Consider the following 16,341-nt stretch of genomic DNA (forward strand, 5'->3'; position numbering starts at 1 on the left):
TTTAAACGTTAACTCCTTGTAAATTAATTTTTTACAAGGAGTTTTTATTGTTTTTGTACTAAAATGTACTAAAAGTAGTATTGAATATGAATCCTTCTACTTTAAAAAGTGAAATTACTTTACCATTTATCATCTTTGAGGATTTTTCGGAGGAGTAGGGCGTTCCTTTGGAGGCTCACTTTGTTTTACTCTTCTTGGTTCCTGCGGACGAGGTGGAGGTGGAGGTGGTGTTTGTTGAGTTGCTGCTCTTTGTTGATTCATAATTTTAATATTATAGATTTCTTGTTTTTCATGCTGTATATAATTAATACTAAAAAAAATTCCTGTAAGAAAAATAACTACTATGCAATTTATTAAATGTTTTTTTGATCTATACAAGTAATTTGCTTTTCTATCATTATGAAACATATTGGTATTAATACAAGTAGAAATTAAGTTGTTGACATTTTCTTCCAAAAGTTTTTCAAAGGTTATATTATTTTCTAAAAAATATGTCTTATTTGTTTCATAATATTCTTTTAAATTTTCTTCTTCCTTTTTAACAAAGTCTGTGCAAGGAAGGTAATCATAAGTATATCCTTTATATAAGTCGTTATAAGACAGTAATATGTAAAATATACTTATAAACCAAAAGATAACCGCAAGAGAAATGAAAATAATAAAAGCTATTTTTAAATAAATATTTTCATCATCATAATTATATTTTGTAACAAGGTAATAGATGCCTGCTACAAATGCCGTTAAAATTCCTATGGGAATATTTAAAGAGTTATCTAAGGCATATTTTCTTTCATCCTCTTTATAATACCATTCTAAGAGAAAATTATTAATACTCATACTATTTTACAAAAGGAGAATTTCTTTCTATGGTAAAACTACCTCCCCTATAATTAAGGGTTATTTGTTCCACGTTGCCACTCTCAAATGTTCCCTTTAAAGTTCCTTTTAATGCTGAACTACCAGTTAAAAAGCCAACCTGAGCTGCATATATTAAAGTGTCTTTATCTTCTATATTTTGAGAGTTGTTTATTGCATTCTCGCAAGATTCCTCTAATATTAGTTTATGGAGTGGGTGAATTTCACTAATTGGTAATTTTTCTATAACAATTTGGTAAAGTTTGTTTGCTGTCATGTTTATTATTTGATATATAATTTTTTTATTGGTTTTATTTGGCTTTCAATTTTTATTATTTCAGTAGCTATATAGGGTAGAAATGTCATATAATATTTTCCTTTCTTTTGTTTTATTTCACTGAATATTTTATTTCTTATGGAGTGACTTTCTTTAGATGATGCCCTATAAGGATCTTTTTCGCATAATTCTGGATTTGATTCTACAACATGAACACGACATGCCAATGGTCTATTATTATATATACTACATAGATTGTTAATTAGTAGGGGACAAGGATGCTTTTTTGATAAGCCTAAGTTTATCATGTTAGAAATTGTATCATGTTCATCTAAAACTTTTTCATTAGGTGTGTTTTCATTGAAAAAAGTAAACCAACTCTCTAAATTTTTTTTAATGATAGCCTTATTGTTGTCATCAAGTTTATTAATAGCATCTTTAATTGTTTGTTCTTCAAAATCAAAAACCTCAATTAATTGATAACAACAAAATGAACAACCAGTTTTACAGCAGTTTTTTAAATTTTTTGTTGCGAAATCAACTTTCTTTTTTAAAACTATATATTGATTCTCTTTCATAAATGTATATTGAATTATTTACTTCTGCAATCTTGTATCTTCATATTTTGAACGTTCAGTTTTCAAAGATACCAACCAATCTAAATACATTTCTTCAGGCATACTACGATACCCAATCTTATGAATGTGGGCATATTCCTTATTCATCAAATCAAATAGTTCTTTTGCTTTGGGATTGGATAATATAGTTTGAATATTTTTAGTATTCTTTTCTTTCATAAGTTTTTGAAATTGCTTCTTATGAGTTTCAGCCTGTAATATCAAGGCATTTGCTAAATAAGGGTGAACCTGTATTGCTCTTTCTGCACATTTCAAAGAAAAGCTTCCATCATTTTCTGGATAACTTCTTTCATAAGCATTTGCTAGGTCAACTAACAACAATGCAAGACTTTCTTTATTGCTCAGCGCCTTCATAAAAACACCATTCTGGATAGCATCTAAATGTATATATCCCGAAGCCATTAACCAAGAGTCCTGTGGAAAAATACCGCTTGTCAGCTCTGTATTAAACCAGCCTATTGATTTAATGTTATGCTTAATGTAAATGTGATTTGGAGCAAGTGCTAAATTAGCATCCACCCCTAATTCTTCTGCAATAATTTTGTATAGATAAGGCATGGAATTACAGTTTCCTTTCTGTGTGTTTAACAATTTTGAAACAAATAGATTAGACAATTCTTTATGACCGAATACATCCTCAAAATCATAGGTGAATGGTTTATATTTCAGCGTATCCTTTCCAATAATTACAGGAGTAGCTTGGCATATTATCGTATATATTGAAGCATACTTACTTACAGTTGCTTCATCTTTTTCTGAATATTGCAATTTCCTGTTCACAATTATCTGATTACAAAACTTTGTAAGAAATGCAATTTTACGGTTTAATTCTTCTGTGTTTAACTTCCCCTGATAATACGCATTTTCAACACTAAAAACGGCTGATTTAAAACTGTAAGGCTGTTTGTCAACAAGCATATTATCTAATGTTTGATAAGAATCATTATAGAAATGGTTTTCTTGTGCTCTTGATAAAGCAGATAAAATTAGCAAAGTTATAAGTACAAATATATCTTTCATCATTTTGTTGGTGGAGGTGCTGGTTCTAACATTGGAGGATTAGCAAAAAGATTATTATAGTAAAAAGAGTCATGCGAAGTTTTTAAAAACTGATTACCTTGAATTTGAAAGATTTCAAAACATCTTTTTTCAGAAATCACCCCACCACTATATTTGCTATTGAAATTTTCATATTTTTTCAAAACTGTGTCTCTTTCTATACTGTTTTGATTAATTTTCTTTTCAAAATATTCTTTGTTATAAAATACAACAAGATTGTTTTTATATTCAGTGCAATGAAATAGCGAATCAGTGCTATAATCATATACAGAAGCCACTTGTATAAAATCTTTATTGTCATATTTTTGATACCTTACTTGCAACATTCTATCTTTTCCTCCTCTGCAATAGATTGAATCCAAGACATAATTTATTGAGTGTATTAATTCTTTTTGAAAAGGATTAGATTGATTTGAAATTACTTCTTTATTTTTATTGCAAGAAATCAGAAATATATTAACAACGGCAATGAACATGAATTTTTCCATCTAAAAACTGCTGTTTTAAGGTTGTAAAGTCGTTTATCTATTAAAGTATATTATCCAATGTTTAATATTAGAAAAACGAAAGGTATTAGGAACAATAAAGATAATCCTACGATTATATAATCTTGAATTTTCATTTTTTTATAACTAATTACTATTGAAATAATTAATATAGTTTGAATTATTAGCCCTAAGTAAAACAACAAATTAAAAATACCTTGTAGTTGTCTTGGGTTTACAACTTCGTAAACAATACTTGGAATTAAACTGTTATACAATCTATATCTTACTAATAAACAAATTACTAAAACTAATAGTAATAAAAAGCTACTTTTTTTGTACTCTCTGATTCCAGGTCTCAATCTGTTTTTTTTCTTTATTCACATCATAATTCCAATATAAAAATAGTCTATATCCAATGTATAAGGCTACAATTATTGAAAGTAAAATAACTATAATCATTTTATATTTTTTCATATTTAGTTTCCTGAATTTTTAATTGGTGTTGAACGTGGAAATAAACCTTTATATCTATTTAGTAAATAACCATTTTGTATTGACCTTAAATCAGCTTTAGTATCATTCTTATTGAACTTTAATGCTCCATCTTTAGTCTGTTGCAAGGAAAACCCTAAAACATTCATATAATGTCCCCAAATGAAATTCCCTGCATCTAAATGGTTATATGCTTGATAGCCGTCTCCCTGAAATATATAAAGAGGTCCTTTGTCTTTCAATATTTCAGTTTCAGGATTCCAAGTTTCTCCCTCTCCTTGTTGCAATAAAAAATCAGATAAGTTATAAACAGATGCATCCATTTTTCCACCTGCTGATTCCGTTAATGCCATAAAGTTTCTTCCTATATAGCCTTGTTTACTAATTCCGGAATCTCCTTCAAAAAAGGACATCCAATCATTTGTTATTGAAAATATAAATTGATGATTTTTAAAATCACTACCAAATTTATTCATATTATATTTAATTGCAGCAACATCTGTTTTGGGGTCATTGAACTGATAAACAGTCTGTTGTTTGCTTTTTGAATTTTCAATAACTAATTGGTCAGGTTTGTCATTCTCATCAACTCTGACGAATTTCCCCTCTTCATTAAATACATAATCATCTTCTAATAGTCCTGTTGGGTCACTAAACCTCAGTGGATTATTAAAAGCAAATCTGTAAGGAGTCCAATCGCTATGTTCTTCACTTAATGGGTCAGGAGAAATCCACCTACCATGCGTATCACCAATAGGTTGTGCATCTGGGTCTGATAAATCTATTTCCAGAACATCAATAACCTTTTGTGTTTTTGTATTGAACTTTACTGAACCTATGACAACAATACTGTCTTTATCATGAAATTCCAGATATTTTCCTTTGCTCAATGTAGCAACTTTAGGATAATAACCATATTTCTTAAATGGATTTCCTGCTTCAATATTTTTTCGTCTTCTTTCAGCTTCTTCAGGAGTAAGAGAGTCTCTTGTTTTTAGAACATCGCTCATATAAGGACGGTTTCTCTCTTCCTTTGTTAATATAACAGGGTTCACCCATTCTTTCTCTGGTTTCTTTGACTTACTTTTTTTAACCTGTGCTTGTGCTAAACATGCTAAGGTCAAAAAACTAAAAAATACAATTCTTTTCATATAACAATTATGCTTTTCTAAATTTACAATTTTACTTACAACCATGCTTTAGGAATGGTGTAAACTTTAGGAGTTTCTTTTTTAGGAAGTATTGGCTTTAATTTTTGTTTTTGCTGGATTTCTTTTTGCTTTTGTGCATTCAAAATTTTCATACGTTCTGCAATTTCTTCACTCTTTTGCTTGTTTTCAGCAGTATTTAATGAACTTAACCATTGTTCATAATCTTCTGGTGGCATTATGCTAAATCCTGACTGGTCAATTTTATCAAATTCATGATTAATTTCTTGAAGCTGACCTACTAAATTTGGATAATTTCGGATGTTTTGTAATTCTTGTTTGTCTTCATAATTAATTCCTAGCCTTTTACAGGCTTCCTGAAAACGGATTTGATTAGTATTACTTTTCCATAAAGTAGCATTGATATTGTTAGGATTAAGTTCTAATGCTTTATTTAAAACCTGTCCTACAAATTCATCATATCCGAATTTGTGAATATAACCGCTCGCTAAATCAACAAATGTTTGCGATAAAACTTCTTTCTTACTTAAATTCTGCATATACAGTTTATTCTGTAATGCTTCAGATTTGATGTAACCAGAGTTAAGGACAAAGGAATTTGCTGAAAACATTCCGTTAGTAAGTTCTAAACTTAGCATTTCTCCCGAATCATGCATGTATCGAATGTAAGAGTGATTCGGAGACATTACTAAAAAGGCTTCCGCTCCGATTTGCTCCGCTAAAATCAGATATAGCAATGGCATTGAATGGCATTGACCAGTATTTGATTTCATGAGCTTTGAAACAAACATTTTGGAGTAGTCTTTTATACCCATATAATCATCAAAATCATACTTCATCGCTTTATGGACTATTTTTCCGTTCTGCTTAGTATTTTCAGCAAAATATTGAAATATGGCTAAATTCTTTGAGCTGTTATCAGTCTCATCAATCTTTTTACTGCTGATTTGATTCTGAATAATTTTTACAGCTTTCTGAATGCCACTTTGGAATGTCTTTTGGAAGTTTTTATCATTATTGTAGTAAGCATTTTCAACAATAAAAACCGCATCCGCTATTGAATAATCTTCAGGGTTGAATTTTGAAAGATTATTAAAGGCTGAATAATATGCTTTTGTTCCTTCTTTATCGGCTAATGAGTTAAGTAAATATATTTTTGATTCCTGCTTCTGAACTTCATCAGAATATATTTGTTGTTTTTTTACTTTTTCTTCTGTTTCATTTCTTTTCAAATCATTTTGAACCATCATCATATTTTGTTGATGTACTCTGGAAGCATTTGAATTTGAAAATGATGAAGGTAAGGCTGGAATATTTTGATTCTTTTGGGAATTGGTGAAATTCTTATCAGAATAATTCTGAAAAGTATTAGGATTAGGCTGTTCTCTTGTTGGTAAATTAGGAATCTGTGAGAATCCTAACAGGCTTAAAGGTAAGAGAATGGAACTAAAATAAATTTTTTGCACTGCATGTAGTGTTTGGTTTACAATTTAAGGTTTTTTTTATTTCCCCGTAATGTGGGAAACCGTAATTGTTTGACAAATATATTTAGGAGAAACGACAAAACATGACGTATTAGTTTTAATTCTCATCATATAGTTTATTGTAATTTTGAAGCTATTGTAAACATTTTATTTTCGCTGTTATAAAAGGACATCATTATTCAAAATAAAATATTCTCCTTGGCTTACATCTTCTTTATAGTTATATCTTATCCCATTTTTAGAACTTACTTTTTCAACTTCGTTATCCATAGATTCCCCATCTTTAAAAGACGTTTTTATAAATGTTTTTCCGTTATGTTCGTAAATAGTATATAGAGAGAATGTATAATCTTTTTCGTTAAAAATTCCAATAATATTGCCTTGAACTTTTTGAGCTTCATTTAACATCTTGTTGTCTTCTGTGCTAGTCGAACCATTAATTACAATCTCCAGTTCAGGGTCAAAATGACTTGTTGCCCAAGCCATAAGAGTATTTTCATTGTCCTTTAAATTGTAAAAGATGTAAAAACGTCTTTGCTTGTCTTTGGTATTGTAAAGTTCTTCAGCTAAGGTTGCCAATTGCCCTTCTGTCAGTTTTTGATTAATTTCTACCTCCAACTGATTTTTTTCAATATTAGTACTCCCTCCAACTCCACTTTTCAAGCTAAAGAGAATTTTTAAATTATTGAATTTTAAATAATTACATTTTCTCTTTTTTTGTTCCCGAAATTGTTCCCAAACGTTTTATATTGTCTTCTGATTGACGGAATACAATTTAATTATAAATACCAATCTATTATTAACCATAAATGCCGATGAGCAAAGAATCATAGCACATTCAAATCCGCAGAAAACATAAAGAATCCTTGATTTCAACCTCAAATTAAACACACTAATCGGGAAAGTTTGAAGAGAAAAAAATGACTTCAACCCAACAACAAAATATTATGCGACAGGTTTTGTCGCGTTGCAGATATAAATTTGTTTCAGGAATTATTTACAAAACAAAAAATCAATAAATTAGCAACTTTAATAAAAATACTTTTTGATGAAAAAACTTAATCTTTTAATGCTTTTGGCATTAACCCTACTTATGTTCGGCTGTAGGACTGAACTTTCAAGTGAAGAAACCAGTCTTACTCAATCAGATTTCAGGAAAACTATTAAACTAAAAGAAGCTTTAGCATTTAAAAACTATCTTGCTGAGCTAAAAAATAATCCTTCACATACTTACAGTAAAAACGAAGATTTTTTATCTTCATTATCCGATGATGCTACAGTAACAGTAATTACACAAAATAACGTTACTTCATACAGCACGGTAGTAAGACATTTAGACAGATCATCAGATGTTTTAGTATATAGTGTTGATAATGAAAACAAAAGCATAGGATTTACAGCAAAATACCAACCTGCCGACTTAACAAAAAACTATCAGATTGATAATTTTACAGGAACTGTTGAATACACCTCTATGGACGGTAGACCAATGGGAACTAAACAACTCTCTAATGGCACGCCACTTCCTGACAAAGCAATAGGAGCAAAAACATTTGCAAATAAGATAGACTGCTCATTAAGCATTAGACTTATAGAGGTAAACTGTAATGGCGACAATCATTCTCCGTCTCAGTATGCACAATGTGTTGCAAGTGAAAAGCCTTATTACGTTGTAGAAATTACAGAGGTTTGTCCAAGTGGAGGACAGCCTCCAAAAGGATTTCCAAATATGGGATTCTATGATGGTGGTGGTGATAGTGGTGGCAGCACTACATCTAGTGAAATGTCAATCCAGGACAGCTTTAATTATATGCTGAACGAAGCTGGATATCCAGAACTTTCAGCAGAAGAATATACCTATATCCAAAACAACCAATACATAGGTGGGCAATTACTTTCTTATTTCTATAATAATTTAAATCAGAACAACACACAATTGCTACATTGGAGTATTAGATATTTTAAAAGTTTGGGAAATTTAGGAACAAACACAATTACTATATAGAAAGAATTTGAATCAAAACTAAATTTTGCTCAACAATTTTTTGCAAATAATCCAAATGCAACCTGGGAACAATTTTATAATCAGTTTTTGGATACTCCTTGTGAGAGAACAAAAACAACACTAAACAAATCTAGTATTCAACAAGGTATTTCCAATGTAAAAGCACAGGCACAGCAAACTCTCATCAATCCAAAAACAGGAGAAATAGGTTTTAAAGAGAAAAAAGATGGAACAGTAGTTCCCGCCGATGTCAATTTATCCCATCAAGTTAAATTCAATGATACAACAGATGGCTATGGAGGATATCACAATCATACAGCATCGGGAATACACATACTTTCGCCTTATGACATTATAGATACTTTATTTGGATTTGCAGCAGCTCAAAGTATAACTGATGGTGTGGGAAATGCATATTTTGGAATGATAGCAGCAGAATGGTGCAATACTTGTCCTGGCGGAAAAAAAGAAATACATTATGTGATACGTTATGCAGGTACAGGAACAGAATTAGGAGATTTTGTATATTCACCTGCACAAATGGCACAGTTTAAGAATGACTATCAAACTAAAGAAAGCGAATTAACCAATACCAGTTTAAACGGGAGTACTTATATTAATTCGGCAGGCGATTTGAATGAAAAAGGATTAGAAAAATTGTTTTTTGATACATTGACAAATATGGGACTTGATAACAAAATAGTCCTTCAGCGTGTAGAGTCTAACGGAACTGTATATAATGTGACAAAAGATAGTTCAGGCTCAATTACAGCAACACCATGTCCATAAAATTAATCTACAAAAAATAAAAAAATGAAAATAGTATATAAAATAGCTCTTATCTTAGTAATGCTGAATATCATATCTTGTAAAGCTCAGCAAACATTCCCATTATTAACATCAATAGATAATATTCCTAATTTATCACACTTAAAGGACACAAATAATGAACTTCAATCTTTTACGGGTACATACTCAGCTACATATAATGGTAATCAAATTACTCTTTTTATTTCTAAAGAAAATGATAAACTTTTCAACACTAGAGGAAAACAGATTTATAAAGATATTTTATCTATAAGATACATCATAAAAAATTCTTCTGGAGCTGTTCTACAAGATACACAAAGTAAAGTTTTTCAACCAGATTTACTGCATACTATTTACAGTTTATGGGTAATAGAAAATGGCACTAAGGTATCATTTAACTATGCTGGTACAAATTGTAGTGTAGGATGGGGTAAAATAATATTAAAAAAAGTTAATACCACACAACTTTCTTGGGAATATCGTCCAAATGATATTACAACAACAGAAAGTAAATGTTCTTCAACTTTGGACACAACCATTTATTTACCAGAGACAAAAGATTTAATATTTACAAAACAATAATGATAAAGACTGTCTTAATGGCGGTCTTTTTCACAATGATGAATCATGAAAACAATATATTTAAAAGTCTTAATGATGTGCTTAATGATTAACACCTTATCATGTTCTGCACAAACTCTTCCTTTATATACAGCATTAGAAAACATCCCAAACAATGCTCATGTAAAAGATACCAATAATGAACTCTCTCCATATATAGGTACTTATAAGGCAAATTATGAAGGCAATGAGATTACTTTATTTATTACTAAAGAAGAAAATAAATTTTTTGATTATGGTGACCAAAAGTTTTTTAGAGATGCTCTGATTGTAAAATATATTGTTAAAAATTCCGCTGGAACAATTTTACAGGATACTAAGAATAATAATCTTAACATTGATTTTAATAGCACTAAAATCAAATCTACTCAAAATTCAGTAATATTTTTTTATAGTGGAACTAATTGTAGCGTAGGTTGGGGTAATGTTTATTTAAAAAAAGTTAATACTACTCAAATCTCTTGGGAATACAGACCAAATGATATTACAACAACAGAAAGTAAATGTCCTTCAACTTTAGATACAACCATTTATCTACCTGAGACAAAAGATTTAATATTTACAAAACAATAATGATAAAGACTGTCTTAATGGCGGTCTTTTTCACAATGATGAAATATGAAAACAATCTATTTAAAAGCCTTAATGATATGTTTTATGATTAACATATTATCATGTCCTGCACAAACCCTCCCTCTAAACACCCCATTAAAAAACATTCCAAACAACGCTCATCTAAAAGACATAAATAATGAGTTGACACAATATGTTGGAACTTACAAGGCTAATTTTAATGGAAAAGAAATTACGCTATTTATAACTAAGCAGGAAGACAAACTAGAACAGAGCGCTCAAAAGAATTATTATATGGATGCTTTAATAGTAAAATATATTGTGAAAAATTCTGCTGGAGTTATTTTACAGGATACCATGAATAATAATCTAAGTAATATTAAATTTTATAGTTACTACACTCACCCAAATCAAAACACTATTATATTTTATTATGGTGGTACAAATTGTCATGTTGGATGGGGAGATGTTTATCTGAAAAAAGTAAATTCTACTCAAATTTCTTGGGAATATAGACCTAATGATATTACAACAACAGAAAGTAAATGTCCTTCAACTTTAGATACAACCATTTATCTACCTGAGACAAAAGATTTAATATTTACAAAACAATAATGATAAAGACTGTCTTAATGGCGGTCTTTTTCACAATGATGAAATATGAAAACAATATATAATAAAATAGCAGTAATTCAGATCTTATTTTTAAGTCTTATCATCCTTACTTCTTGTGGAGTGCAATCTCAAGAAAATTATTTAGAGGAAAAGAAAGAAGCAATTCAACTTATAGAAAAATTAGATTCTTTATATTTAAGCAAGGATGAAAAAGTAAATTCTTTATTTGCAAATAATATTCAGTGCAGTATTTGTGAGATTGAAAATGGATATGATAATCAATACATCATAGAAAACAAAAAATCGTCCAAAATAATCTTCAAGAAGTAATAAAGTTACTAGATTATAAATTATTGAAAAATTCTAATTCAACTTTTACTAAACAAGGAACTAATTTTGTTTTATCATATTCAACAGCTAATCCCAATAAAAAAACAGAATTTGAAGGGGCATCTGCTATAGTTACATTAAAAAAAGAAAATGGAAATTTAAAAATATCTTCTATAGAAACTATACCCTAAGATTTAATTACAAATTTCTTTTAAGATAATATAAAAGTCTTTAAGCTAAATAAAAAATGATTGGTTTTACCTGTCTGTGGTAAAACCAATCATTTTTTATTTTAGGCAACTTTGAAAAATTCATCACTACTCCATAGTGCTGAATGAATCAATTCATAGCAATATCTGGCGTTCAAGTATATTTTCAAAAATTTCTCTAAATTGTTCCTGCCTTTCAAGAATTCCATACTGCTCTTTTAAATCAGGAACGTTAGATAACAGATAAACTTTCACTTAAATCAAGACATTATTCTATTAAAAAATTGATTACTAAAATTAAATATAAAGTTCTCCTTCTTCATTTATCATTTACACCAAATATAAACCGCTGAAAACTAAAAGACTAAAGAGAAACAATCTAAAATGAAAGCTTCCGGTCCACAAAAAAGACTAAAAAAATGTTTTATCGTAAAGAATTTTATATATTTGCACCATCTAACAATTAAAAAAATAATTTACTATGTCAGACATTGCATCAAGAGTAAAAGCTATCATCGCTGATAAGCTTGACGTTGAAGAAACAGAAGTAACTCCTGAAGCTAGCTTCACTAACGATTTAGGAGCTGATTCACTAGATACAGTTGAGTTAATCATGGAATTTGAAAAAGAATTTAACATTCAGATCCCTGATGATCAAGCTGAAAAAATTACTACTGTAGGACACGCTATCGCTTACATCGAAGAAGTAGTAAATAAATAATATTCTTCAACAAAAAAAGAAATTAAACAAAGTTTATGGAATTAAAAAGAGTAGTTGTAACCGGATTTGGAGCAATAACACCAATAGGAAATAATGCAAAAGAATACTGGGAAAATCTTGTGAAAGGTGAGAGCGGTGCCGCTCCGATTACTCTTTTTGATGCCACAAACTTTAAAACTAAGTTTGCTTGCGAGGTAAAAAATTTCGATCCGTTACAGCATTTCGATAAGAAAGAAGCTAAAAAAATGGATAGAAATACTCAATTGGGACTTGTTGCTGCAAGAGAAGCAGTAGCGCATTCCGGCATTATTGAAGACAATGTAGATAAAAACAGAGTTGGTGTAATCTGGGGTTCCGGAATCGGAGGATTAGAGACTTTTGAAACTGAAGTGTTAGGATGGGCCAATACGGAAATTCCGAGATTTAACCCTTTCTTTATCCCAAAAATGATTGCGGATATCACTCCAGGACATATCTCAATTGAATACGGTTTCCACGGACCAAACTATACGACTGTATCTGCATGTGCATCTTCAGCGAATGCTATAATTGATTCCAAAATGCTGATCCAGCTAGGAAAAGCAGACGTGATTGTGTGCGGAGGCTCTGAAGCAGCCGTTACAGCAAGTGGTGTCGGTGGATTCAACGCAATGATGGCACTTTCTACAAGAAATGACGATCCTACAACAGCTTCAAGACCTTTTGACAAAGACAGAGATGGATTTGTGTTAGGTGAAGGAGCAGGATGTATTGTTCTTGAAGAATATGAGCACGCCGTAAAACGTGGTGCTACAATTTATGCAGAATTACTGGGAGGTGGTTTAAGTGCTGATGCACATCACATGACTGCTCCACATCCTGAAGGCCTTGGCGCTTATCTGGTAATGAAAAACTGTTTGGAAGATGCAGGCTTAACTGCTGATGAAGTAGATCATATCAACATGCATGGTACATCTACTCCATTAGGAGACATCGCAGAATCCAATGCAATTTCGAAATTATTAGGCGAGCATGCTTATGACATTCAGATTAATTCTACAAAATCAATGACTGGCCACCTTTTAGGTGCTGCAGGTGTTATTGAAGCTATCGCTGCATTGGGAACTATTATTCATGGTACTGTTCCTCCAACCATCAACCATTTTACTGATGATGAAAATATTGACAGCAGACTCAACTTTACGTTCAATACTGCTGTTAAGAAAGATGTAAAAGTAGCCATGAGCAATACTTTTGGATTTGGCGGGCATAATGCTTGCGTTCTATTTAAGAAAATCTAAATTCAATGAATGGAGTTACAGAAATACTTTTCTAAATTCCTTCTCAAAAAAAGAAAAAGACAATTAACGGAGAGAGAATATTTTCTCAGTACCGAGCTTAGAAAAGTTTTGGGTACAGAGGTACAGAATATCGCTCTTTACCGTGAAGCTTTTTCTTTGAAAAATTCTTCTAAAAATCAAGACAGCAATTACGAAAGACTTGAATTTTTGGGAGATTCTGTTTTGGGTACAATTATTTCTTGTCATTTGTTCCAGACTTACCCTCAGGCTAATGAGGGATATCTGACACAAATGAAATCTAAGATTGTTAATAGGAAAAACCTCAATAAATTAGGAGAAGATCTCAAGCTTACCAGCCTTTTGCAAAAGCAAAACAGCTCATCAGCTTTAGGAGAAAATATCTCTGGAAATTTGTTTGAAGCCTTAATCGGTGCCGTTTATTTAGACTTCCATTATGATACCTGTAAAAGGATTATTCTGGAAAAATTGCTGACCCCTTCCGAGATCAATAAGCTTGAAAATAAAATTGTAAGTTATAAAGGTCTCCTGCTCGAATGGAGTCAGAAGAAGAAGGTCAATATAAAGTACGAAACCTGCGAGGAAATACAGGCTAATAAATCTATCGTATTTAGATGCCATGTATGGCTGGGAGATGAAAAAATTGCTAATGCAACAGAGACTTCCAAAAAGAAAGCAGAGGAAAAAGCAGCACAGAGAGCATTTTATATTTTAAACAAAAAAGAAAATATACTTGGAAATTCAAAAACTTTATGATCTTGATGATATAGAATTTGAAGATATTGCCATAGGATTGGTAAGATTAGCCAAAGATGTACCTGCTCATGAGTTTTTCTACAAAATAAATCAAACCAACAACCTCAATTTTTCAAGAAAGAAAGATCTTGTCTTTCATGGAGGTTATTATGATTATTTTTTTCCAAGATTTGAAGCCTACCACAAGTATACGAAGACTTGTTTTACCTTCATTTCCAATAAATCTTCTGAAAGTAAGCAAAAAAAAATTCAGACAGAACTCTTTACAGAAGAAGAAAACATTAAATTTTTATTAAATAATCAGGTAGATGTGGAATATATTCTGCATAGTTCGGAACAGTTTCCTGATTTTTCCGTAATTTTGCTCCCTGAAAATCTTGTATTTCCAATTCAAGATTATACACTGAGTTCTGATGAGGAACTTTATCAAATTATCCAGTATTATGAATAAGTATTTAAAGAAGACAAAAATTATCGCAACACTAGGGCCTGCTTCATCGTCGAAGGAGGTAATGTTAGATTTAATGAAAGCGGGTGTTGATATTTTCAGAATAAATTTTTCCCATGCAGATTACGACTTAGTTCGAAAAAATATTGAAATAATTAGAGAGCTAAACAATGAGTATGGTTATTCTGTAGGAATCCTTGGAGACCTTCAGGGGCCTAAACTGAGAGTGGGAGTTGTAAAGGAGGGATCTTACCTGAACCCAGGTGATATTCTTACCTTCACTAATGAAAAGATGGAGGGAGATTCCACAAAGGTATACATGACGTACCAACAGTTTCCACAAGACGTAAAAGTAGGTGAAAGAATCCTTATTGATGATGGGAAACTAATGCTGGAGGTTATCGAAACCAATGAAAAAGATACTGTAAAAGCAAAAACTATTCAGGGAGGTCCGTTAAGTTCTAAAAAAGGAGTTAATCTACCTAATACAAATGTTTCTCTTCCTGCCTTGACAGAAAAAGATGTTCAGGATGCTAATTTCATGCTTGACATGGAGGTAGACTGGATTGCTCTTTCTTTTGTACGTCACGCACAGGACATTATTGACCTGAAAGAATTAATTGCAAACCACCCGAACGGTAAATTCAAGACTCCTATTATTGCGAAGATTGAAAAACCTGAAGGTGTTAAAAATATTGATGAAATCCTTCTTGAATGCGACGGATTAATGGTAGCACGTGGAGACCTTGGGGTAGAAGTTCCTATGGAGGAAGTTCCTGCGATCCAGAAAAACCTGGTAGAAAAAGCAAGATTCTATTCCAAGCCGGTAATTATTGCTACTCAGATGATGGAAACCATGATCAACAGTTTAACACCAACAAGAGCGGAAGTAAATGACGTTGCCAATTCTGTATTGGATGGTGCTGATGCGGTAATGCTTTCCGGAGAAACTTCTGTAGGTAGATATCCGGTACAGGTTGTGGAAAACATGGCTAAAATTGTAAAAAATATCGAAACTACTCATTTCTACCAACACAAAAATGAGCCTATCGAGAAAGATTATAACTGTATTGATGAAAGATTCATTACCAACAGGGTTTGTCTTGCAGCAGTAAGAATTGCTAAAACAACCAATGTTTCTGCTATTGTAACCCTTACTCATTCAGGATATACAGCCTTCCAGCTTGCAGCACACAGACCCAACTCTCACATCATCGTATATAGTGGTAACAGAAGAGTAATTACAATGCTGAACCTTCTTTGGGGGGTTCATGCCTATTACTATGATATGAAGAAGTCTACCGACGAAACGATCATCCAGGTCAATATGTTAACACATAACTATGGTTACATCGAAACCGGAGATTTCGTCATCAATATCAATGCTACTCCATCATATGAAGGTGGAAAAACGAATACATTGAGACTTACGACAGTATAAGCAATAAGCAAAATTACTTTTTGTAACAGCATAAAAAACTCCCGGAAACAAG

The 16,341-nt window shown here is 31.3% G+C and carries 20 protein-coding genes; 12 read left to right on the forward strand and 8 right to left on the reverse strand.

The genetic code is table 11. From position 1 onward, the window contains the following. Positions 1 to 129: 129 nt before the first annotated feature. The 8 genes from PZ898_RS12210 to PZ898_RS12245 all read right to left on the reverse strand — a co-directional run bounded on the left by PZ898_RS12210 (position 130) and on the right by PZ898_RS12245 (position 7,125). Complete coding sequence (locus PZ898_RS12210; protein WP_277693439.1) at positions 130 to 837, reverse strand: hypothetical protein; 708 nt, start codon at positions 835 to 837, stop codon at positions 130 to 132. Between the two features lies 1 nt (position 838). Further along, the gene (locus tag PZ898_RS12215; protein ID WP_277693440.1) at positions 839 to 1,132 is read right to left on the reverse strand and encodes a hypothetical protein; all 294 of its coding nucleotides are present in this window, start codon (positions 1,130 to 1,132) and stop codon (positions 839 to 841) included. 5 nt (positions 1,133 to 1,137) lie between these two features. Then, on the reverse strand, positions 1,138 to 1,710 hold the full coding sequence (locus tag PZ898_RS12220; protein ID WP_277693441.1) for a YkgJ family cysteine cluster protein: 573 nt from the start codon (positions 1,708 to 1,710) through the stop codon (positions 1,138 to 1,140). Between the two features lie 18 nt (positions 1,711 to 1,728). Continuing rightward, positions 1,729 to 2,793, reverse strand: coding sequence for a hypothetical protein (locus PZ898_RS12225; RefSeq protein ID WP_277693442.1), 1,065 nt, complete (start codon positions 2,791 to 2,793; stop codon positions 1,729 to 1,731). Beyond that, positions 2,790 to 3,317, reverse strand: a complete 528-nt coding sequence (locus PZ898_RS12230) for a hypothetical protein (protein ID WP_277693443.1) — start codon at positions 3,315 to 3,317, stop codon at positions 2,790 to 2,792. The genes PZ898_RS12225 and PZ898_RS12230 overlap by 4 nt, the downstream gene beginning before the upstream one ends. Before the next feature lie 476 nt (positions 3,318 to 3,793). Then, positions 3,794 to 4,960, reverse strand: coding sequence for a hypothetical protein (locus tag PZ898_RS12235; protein ID WP_277693444.1), 1,167 nt, complete (start codon positions 4,958 to 4,960; stop codon positions 3,794 to 3,796). Positions 4,961 to 4,995: 35 nt separating this feature from the next. Further along, a complete protein-coding gene (locus PZ898_RS12240; RefSeq protein ID WP_277693445.1) occupies positions 4,996 to 6,210 on the reverse strand; it encodes a hypothetical protein in 1,215 nt (404 codons plus the stop codon). Positions 6,211 to 6,621: 411 nt separating this feature from the next. Continuing rightward, positions 6,622 to 7,125 (reverse strand): hypothetical protein, encoded by a 504-nt coding sequence (locus tag PZ898_RS12245; RefSeq protein WP_277693446.1) that lies wholly within the window; start codon positions 7,123 to 7,125, stop codon positions 6,622 to 6,624. A gap of 406 nt (positions 7,126 to 7,531) precedes the next feature. Between PZ898_RS12245 and PZ898_RS12250 the strand changes: the two genes are divergently transcribed. The 12 genes from PZ898_RS12250 (at position 7,532) to pyk (ending at position 16,289) form a co-directional block, all read left to right on the forward strand. Further along, a complete protein-coding gene (locus tag PZ898_RS12250) occupies positions 7,532 to 8,467 on the forward strand; it encodes a hypothetical protein (protein ID WP_277693447.1) in 936 nt (311 codons plus the stop codon). 87 nt (positions 8,468 to 8,554) lie between these two features. Beyond that, positions 8,555 to 9,256 (forward strand): hypothetical protein, encoded by a 702-nt coding sequence (locus tag PZ898_RS12255; protein ID WP_277693448.1) that lies wholly within the window; start codon positions 8,555 to 8,557, stop codon positions 9,254 to 9,256. Between the two features lie 24 nt (positions 9,257 to 9,280). Then, entirely contained in the window at positions 9,281 to 9,859 is a 579-nt protein-coding gene (locus PZ898_RS12260; protein ID WP_277693449.1) for a DUF6705 family protein, read from the forward strand. 45 nt (positions 9,860 to 9,904) lie between these two features. Further along, positions 9,905 to 10,471, forward strand: a complete 567-nt coding sequence (locus PZ898_RS12265; RefSeq protein WP_277693450.1) for a DUF6705 family protein — start codon at positions 9,905 to 9,907, stop codon at positions 10,469 to 10,471. 45 nt (positions 10,472 to 10,516) lie between these two features. Then, entirely contained in the window at positions 10,517 to 11,086 is a 570-nt protein-coding gene (locus PZ898_RS12270; RefSeq protein ID WP_277693451.1) for a DUF6705 family protein, read from the forward strand. Positions 11,087 to 11,131: 45 nt separating this feature from the next. After that, entirely contained in the window at positions 11,132 to 11,416 is a 285-nt protein-coding gene (locus PZ898_RS12275; protein ID WP_277693452.1) for a hypothetical protein, read from the forward strand. Positions 11,417 to 11,439: 23 nt separating this feature from the next. Further along, entirely contained in the window at positions 11,440 to 11,607 is a 168-nt protein-coding gene (locus PZ898_RS12280) for a hypothetical protein (RefSeq protein WP_157885787.1), read from the forward strand. 499 nt (positions 11,608 to 12,106) lie between these two features. Next, positions 12,107 to 12,346 carry an acyl carrier protein gene (locus PZ898_RS12285; RefSeq protein WP_002976354.1) on the forward strand — a complete coding sequence of 80 codons (240 nt, stop codon included), beginning with the start codon at positions 12,107 to 12,109 and terminating at the stop codon, positions 12,344 to 12,346. 35 nt (positions 12,347 to 12,381) lie between these two features. Next, a complete protein-coding gene (gene fabF / locus PZ898_RS12290; RefSeq protein ID WP_062675800.1) occupies positions 12,382 to 13,626 on the forward strand; it encodes a beta-ketoacyl-ACP synthase II in 1,245 nt (414 codons plus the stop codon). 9 nt (positions 13,627 to 13,635) lie between these two features. Next, positions 13,636 to 14,400, forward strand: coding sequence for a ribonuclease III (rnc, locus tag PZ898_RS12295; RefSeq protein WP_062675799.1), 765 nt, complete (start codon positions 13,636 to 13,638; stop codon positions 14,398 to 14,400). Then, on the forward strand, positions 14,378 to 14,851 hold the full coding sequence (locus PZ898_RS12300; protein WP_034693113.1) for an IPExxxVDY family protein: 474 nt from the start codon (positions 14,378 to 14,380) through the stop codon (positions 14,849 to 14,851). The genes rnc and PZ898_RS12300 overlap by 23 nt, the downstream gene beginning before the upstream one ends. Further along, positions 14,844 to 16,289: a pyruvate kinase gene (gene pyk / locus PZ898_RS12305; RefSeq protein ID WP_062675798.1), complete on the forward strand. Its 1,446-nt coding sequence runs from the start codon at positions 14,844 to 14,846 to the stop codon at positions 16,287 to 16,289. Before PZ898_RS12300 ends, pyk begins: the two co-directional genes overlap by 8 nt. Positions 16,290 to 16,341: the final 52 nt, after the last annotated feature.

It is taken from the genome of Chryseobacterium sp. WX, from assembly GCF_029542485.1.
GTDB lineage: Bacteria > Bacteroidota > Bacteroidia > Flavobacteriales > Weeksellaceae > Chryseobacterium > Chryseobacterium cucumeris.

Excerpts from the sequence above, each read along its gene's own strand:
- PZ898_RS12210 (WP_277693439.1), bottom strand. The coding sequence starts at position 837 with ATGAGTATTAATAATTTTCTCTTAGAATGGTATTATAAAGAGGATGAA.
- PZ898_RS12215 (WP_277693440.1), bottom strand. The coding sequence starts at position 1,132 with ATGACAGCAAACAAACTTTACCAAATTGTTATAGAAAAATTACCAATT.
- PZ898_RS12220 (WP_277693441.1), bottom strand. The coding sequence starts at position 1,710 with ATGAAAGAGAATCAATATATAGTTTTAAAAAAGAAAGTTGATTTCGCA.
- PZ898_RS12225 (WP_277693442.1), bottom strand. The coding sequence starts at position 2,793 with ATGATGAAAGATATATTTGTACTTATAACTTTGCTAATTTTATCTGCT.
- PZ898_RS12230 (WP_277693443.1), bottom strand. The coding sequence starts at position 3,317 with ATGGAAAAATTCATGTTCATTGCCGTTGTTAATATATTTCTGATTTCT.
- PZ898_RS12235 (WP_277693444.1), bottom strand. The coding sequence starts at position 4,960 with ATGAAAAGAATTGTATTTTTTAGTTTTTTGACCTTAGCATGTTTAGCA.
- PZ898_RS12250 (WP_277693447.1), top strand. The coding sequence starts at position 7,532 with ATGCTTTTGGCATTAACCCTACTTATGTTCGGCTGTAGGACTGAACTT.
- PZ898_RS12260 (WP_277693449.1), top strand. The coding sequence starts at position 9,281 with ATGAAAATAGTATATAAAATAGCTCTTATCTTAGTAATGCTGAATATC.
- PZ898_RS12265 (WP_277693450.1), top strand. The coding sequence starts at position 9,905 with ATGAAAACAATATATTTAAAAGTCTTAATGATGTGCTTAATGATTAAC.
- PZ898_RS12270 (WP_277693451.1), top strand. The coding sequence starts at position 10,517 with ATGAAAACAATCTATTTAAAAGCCTTAATGATATGTTTTATGATTAAC.
- PZ898_RS12275 (WP_277693452.1), top strand. The coding sequence starts at position 11,132 with ATGAAAACAATATATAATAAAATAGCAGTAATTCAGATCTTATTTTTA.
- PZ898_RS12285 (WP_002976354.1), top strand. The coding sequence starts at position 12,107 with ATGTCAGACATTGCATCAAGAGTAAAAGCTATCATCGCTGATAAGCTT.
- fabF (WP_062675800.1), top strand. The coding sequence starts at position 12,382 with ATGGAATTAAAAAGAGTAGTTGTAACCGGATTTGGAGCAATAACACCA.
- rnc (WP_062675799.1), top strand. The coding sequence starts at position 13,636 with ATGGAGTTACAGAAATACTTTTCTAAATTCCTTCTCAAAAAAAGAAAA.
- pyk (WP_062675798.1), top strand. The coding sequence starts at position 14,844 with ATGAATAAGTATTTAAAGAAGACAAAAATTATCGCAACACTAGGGCCT.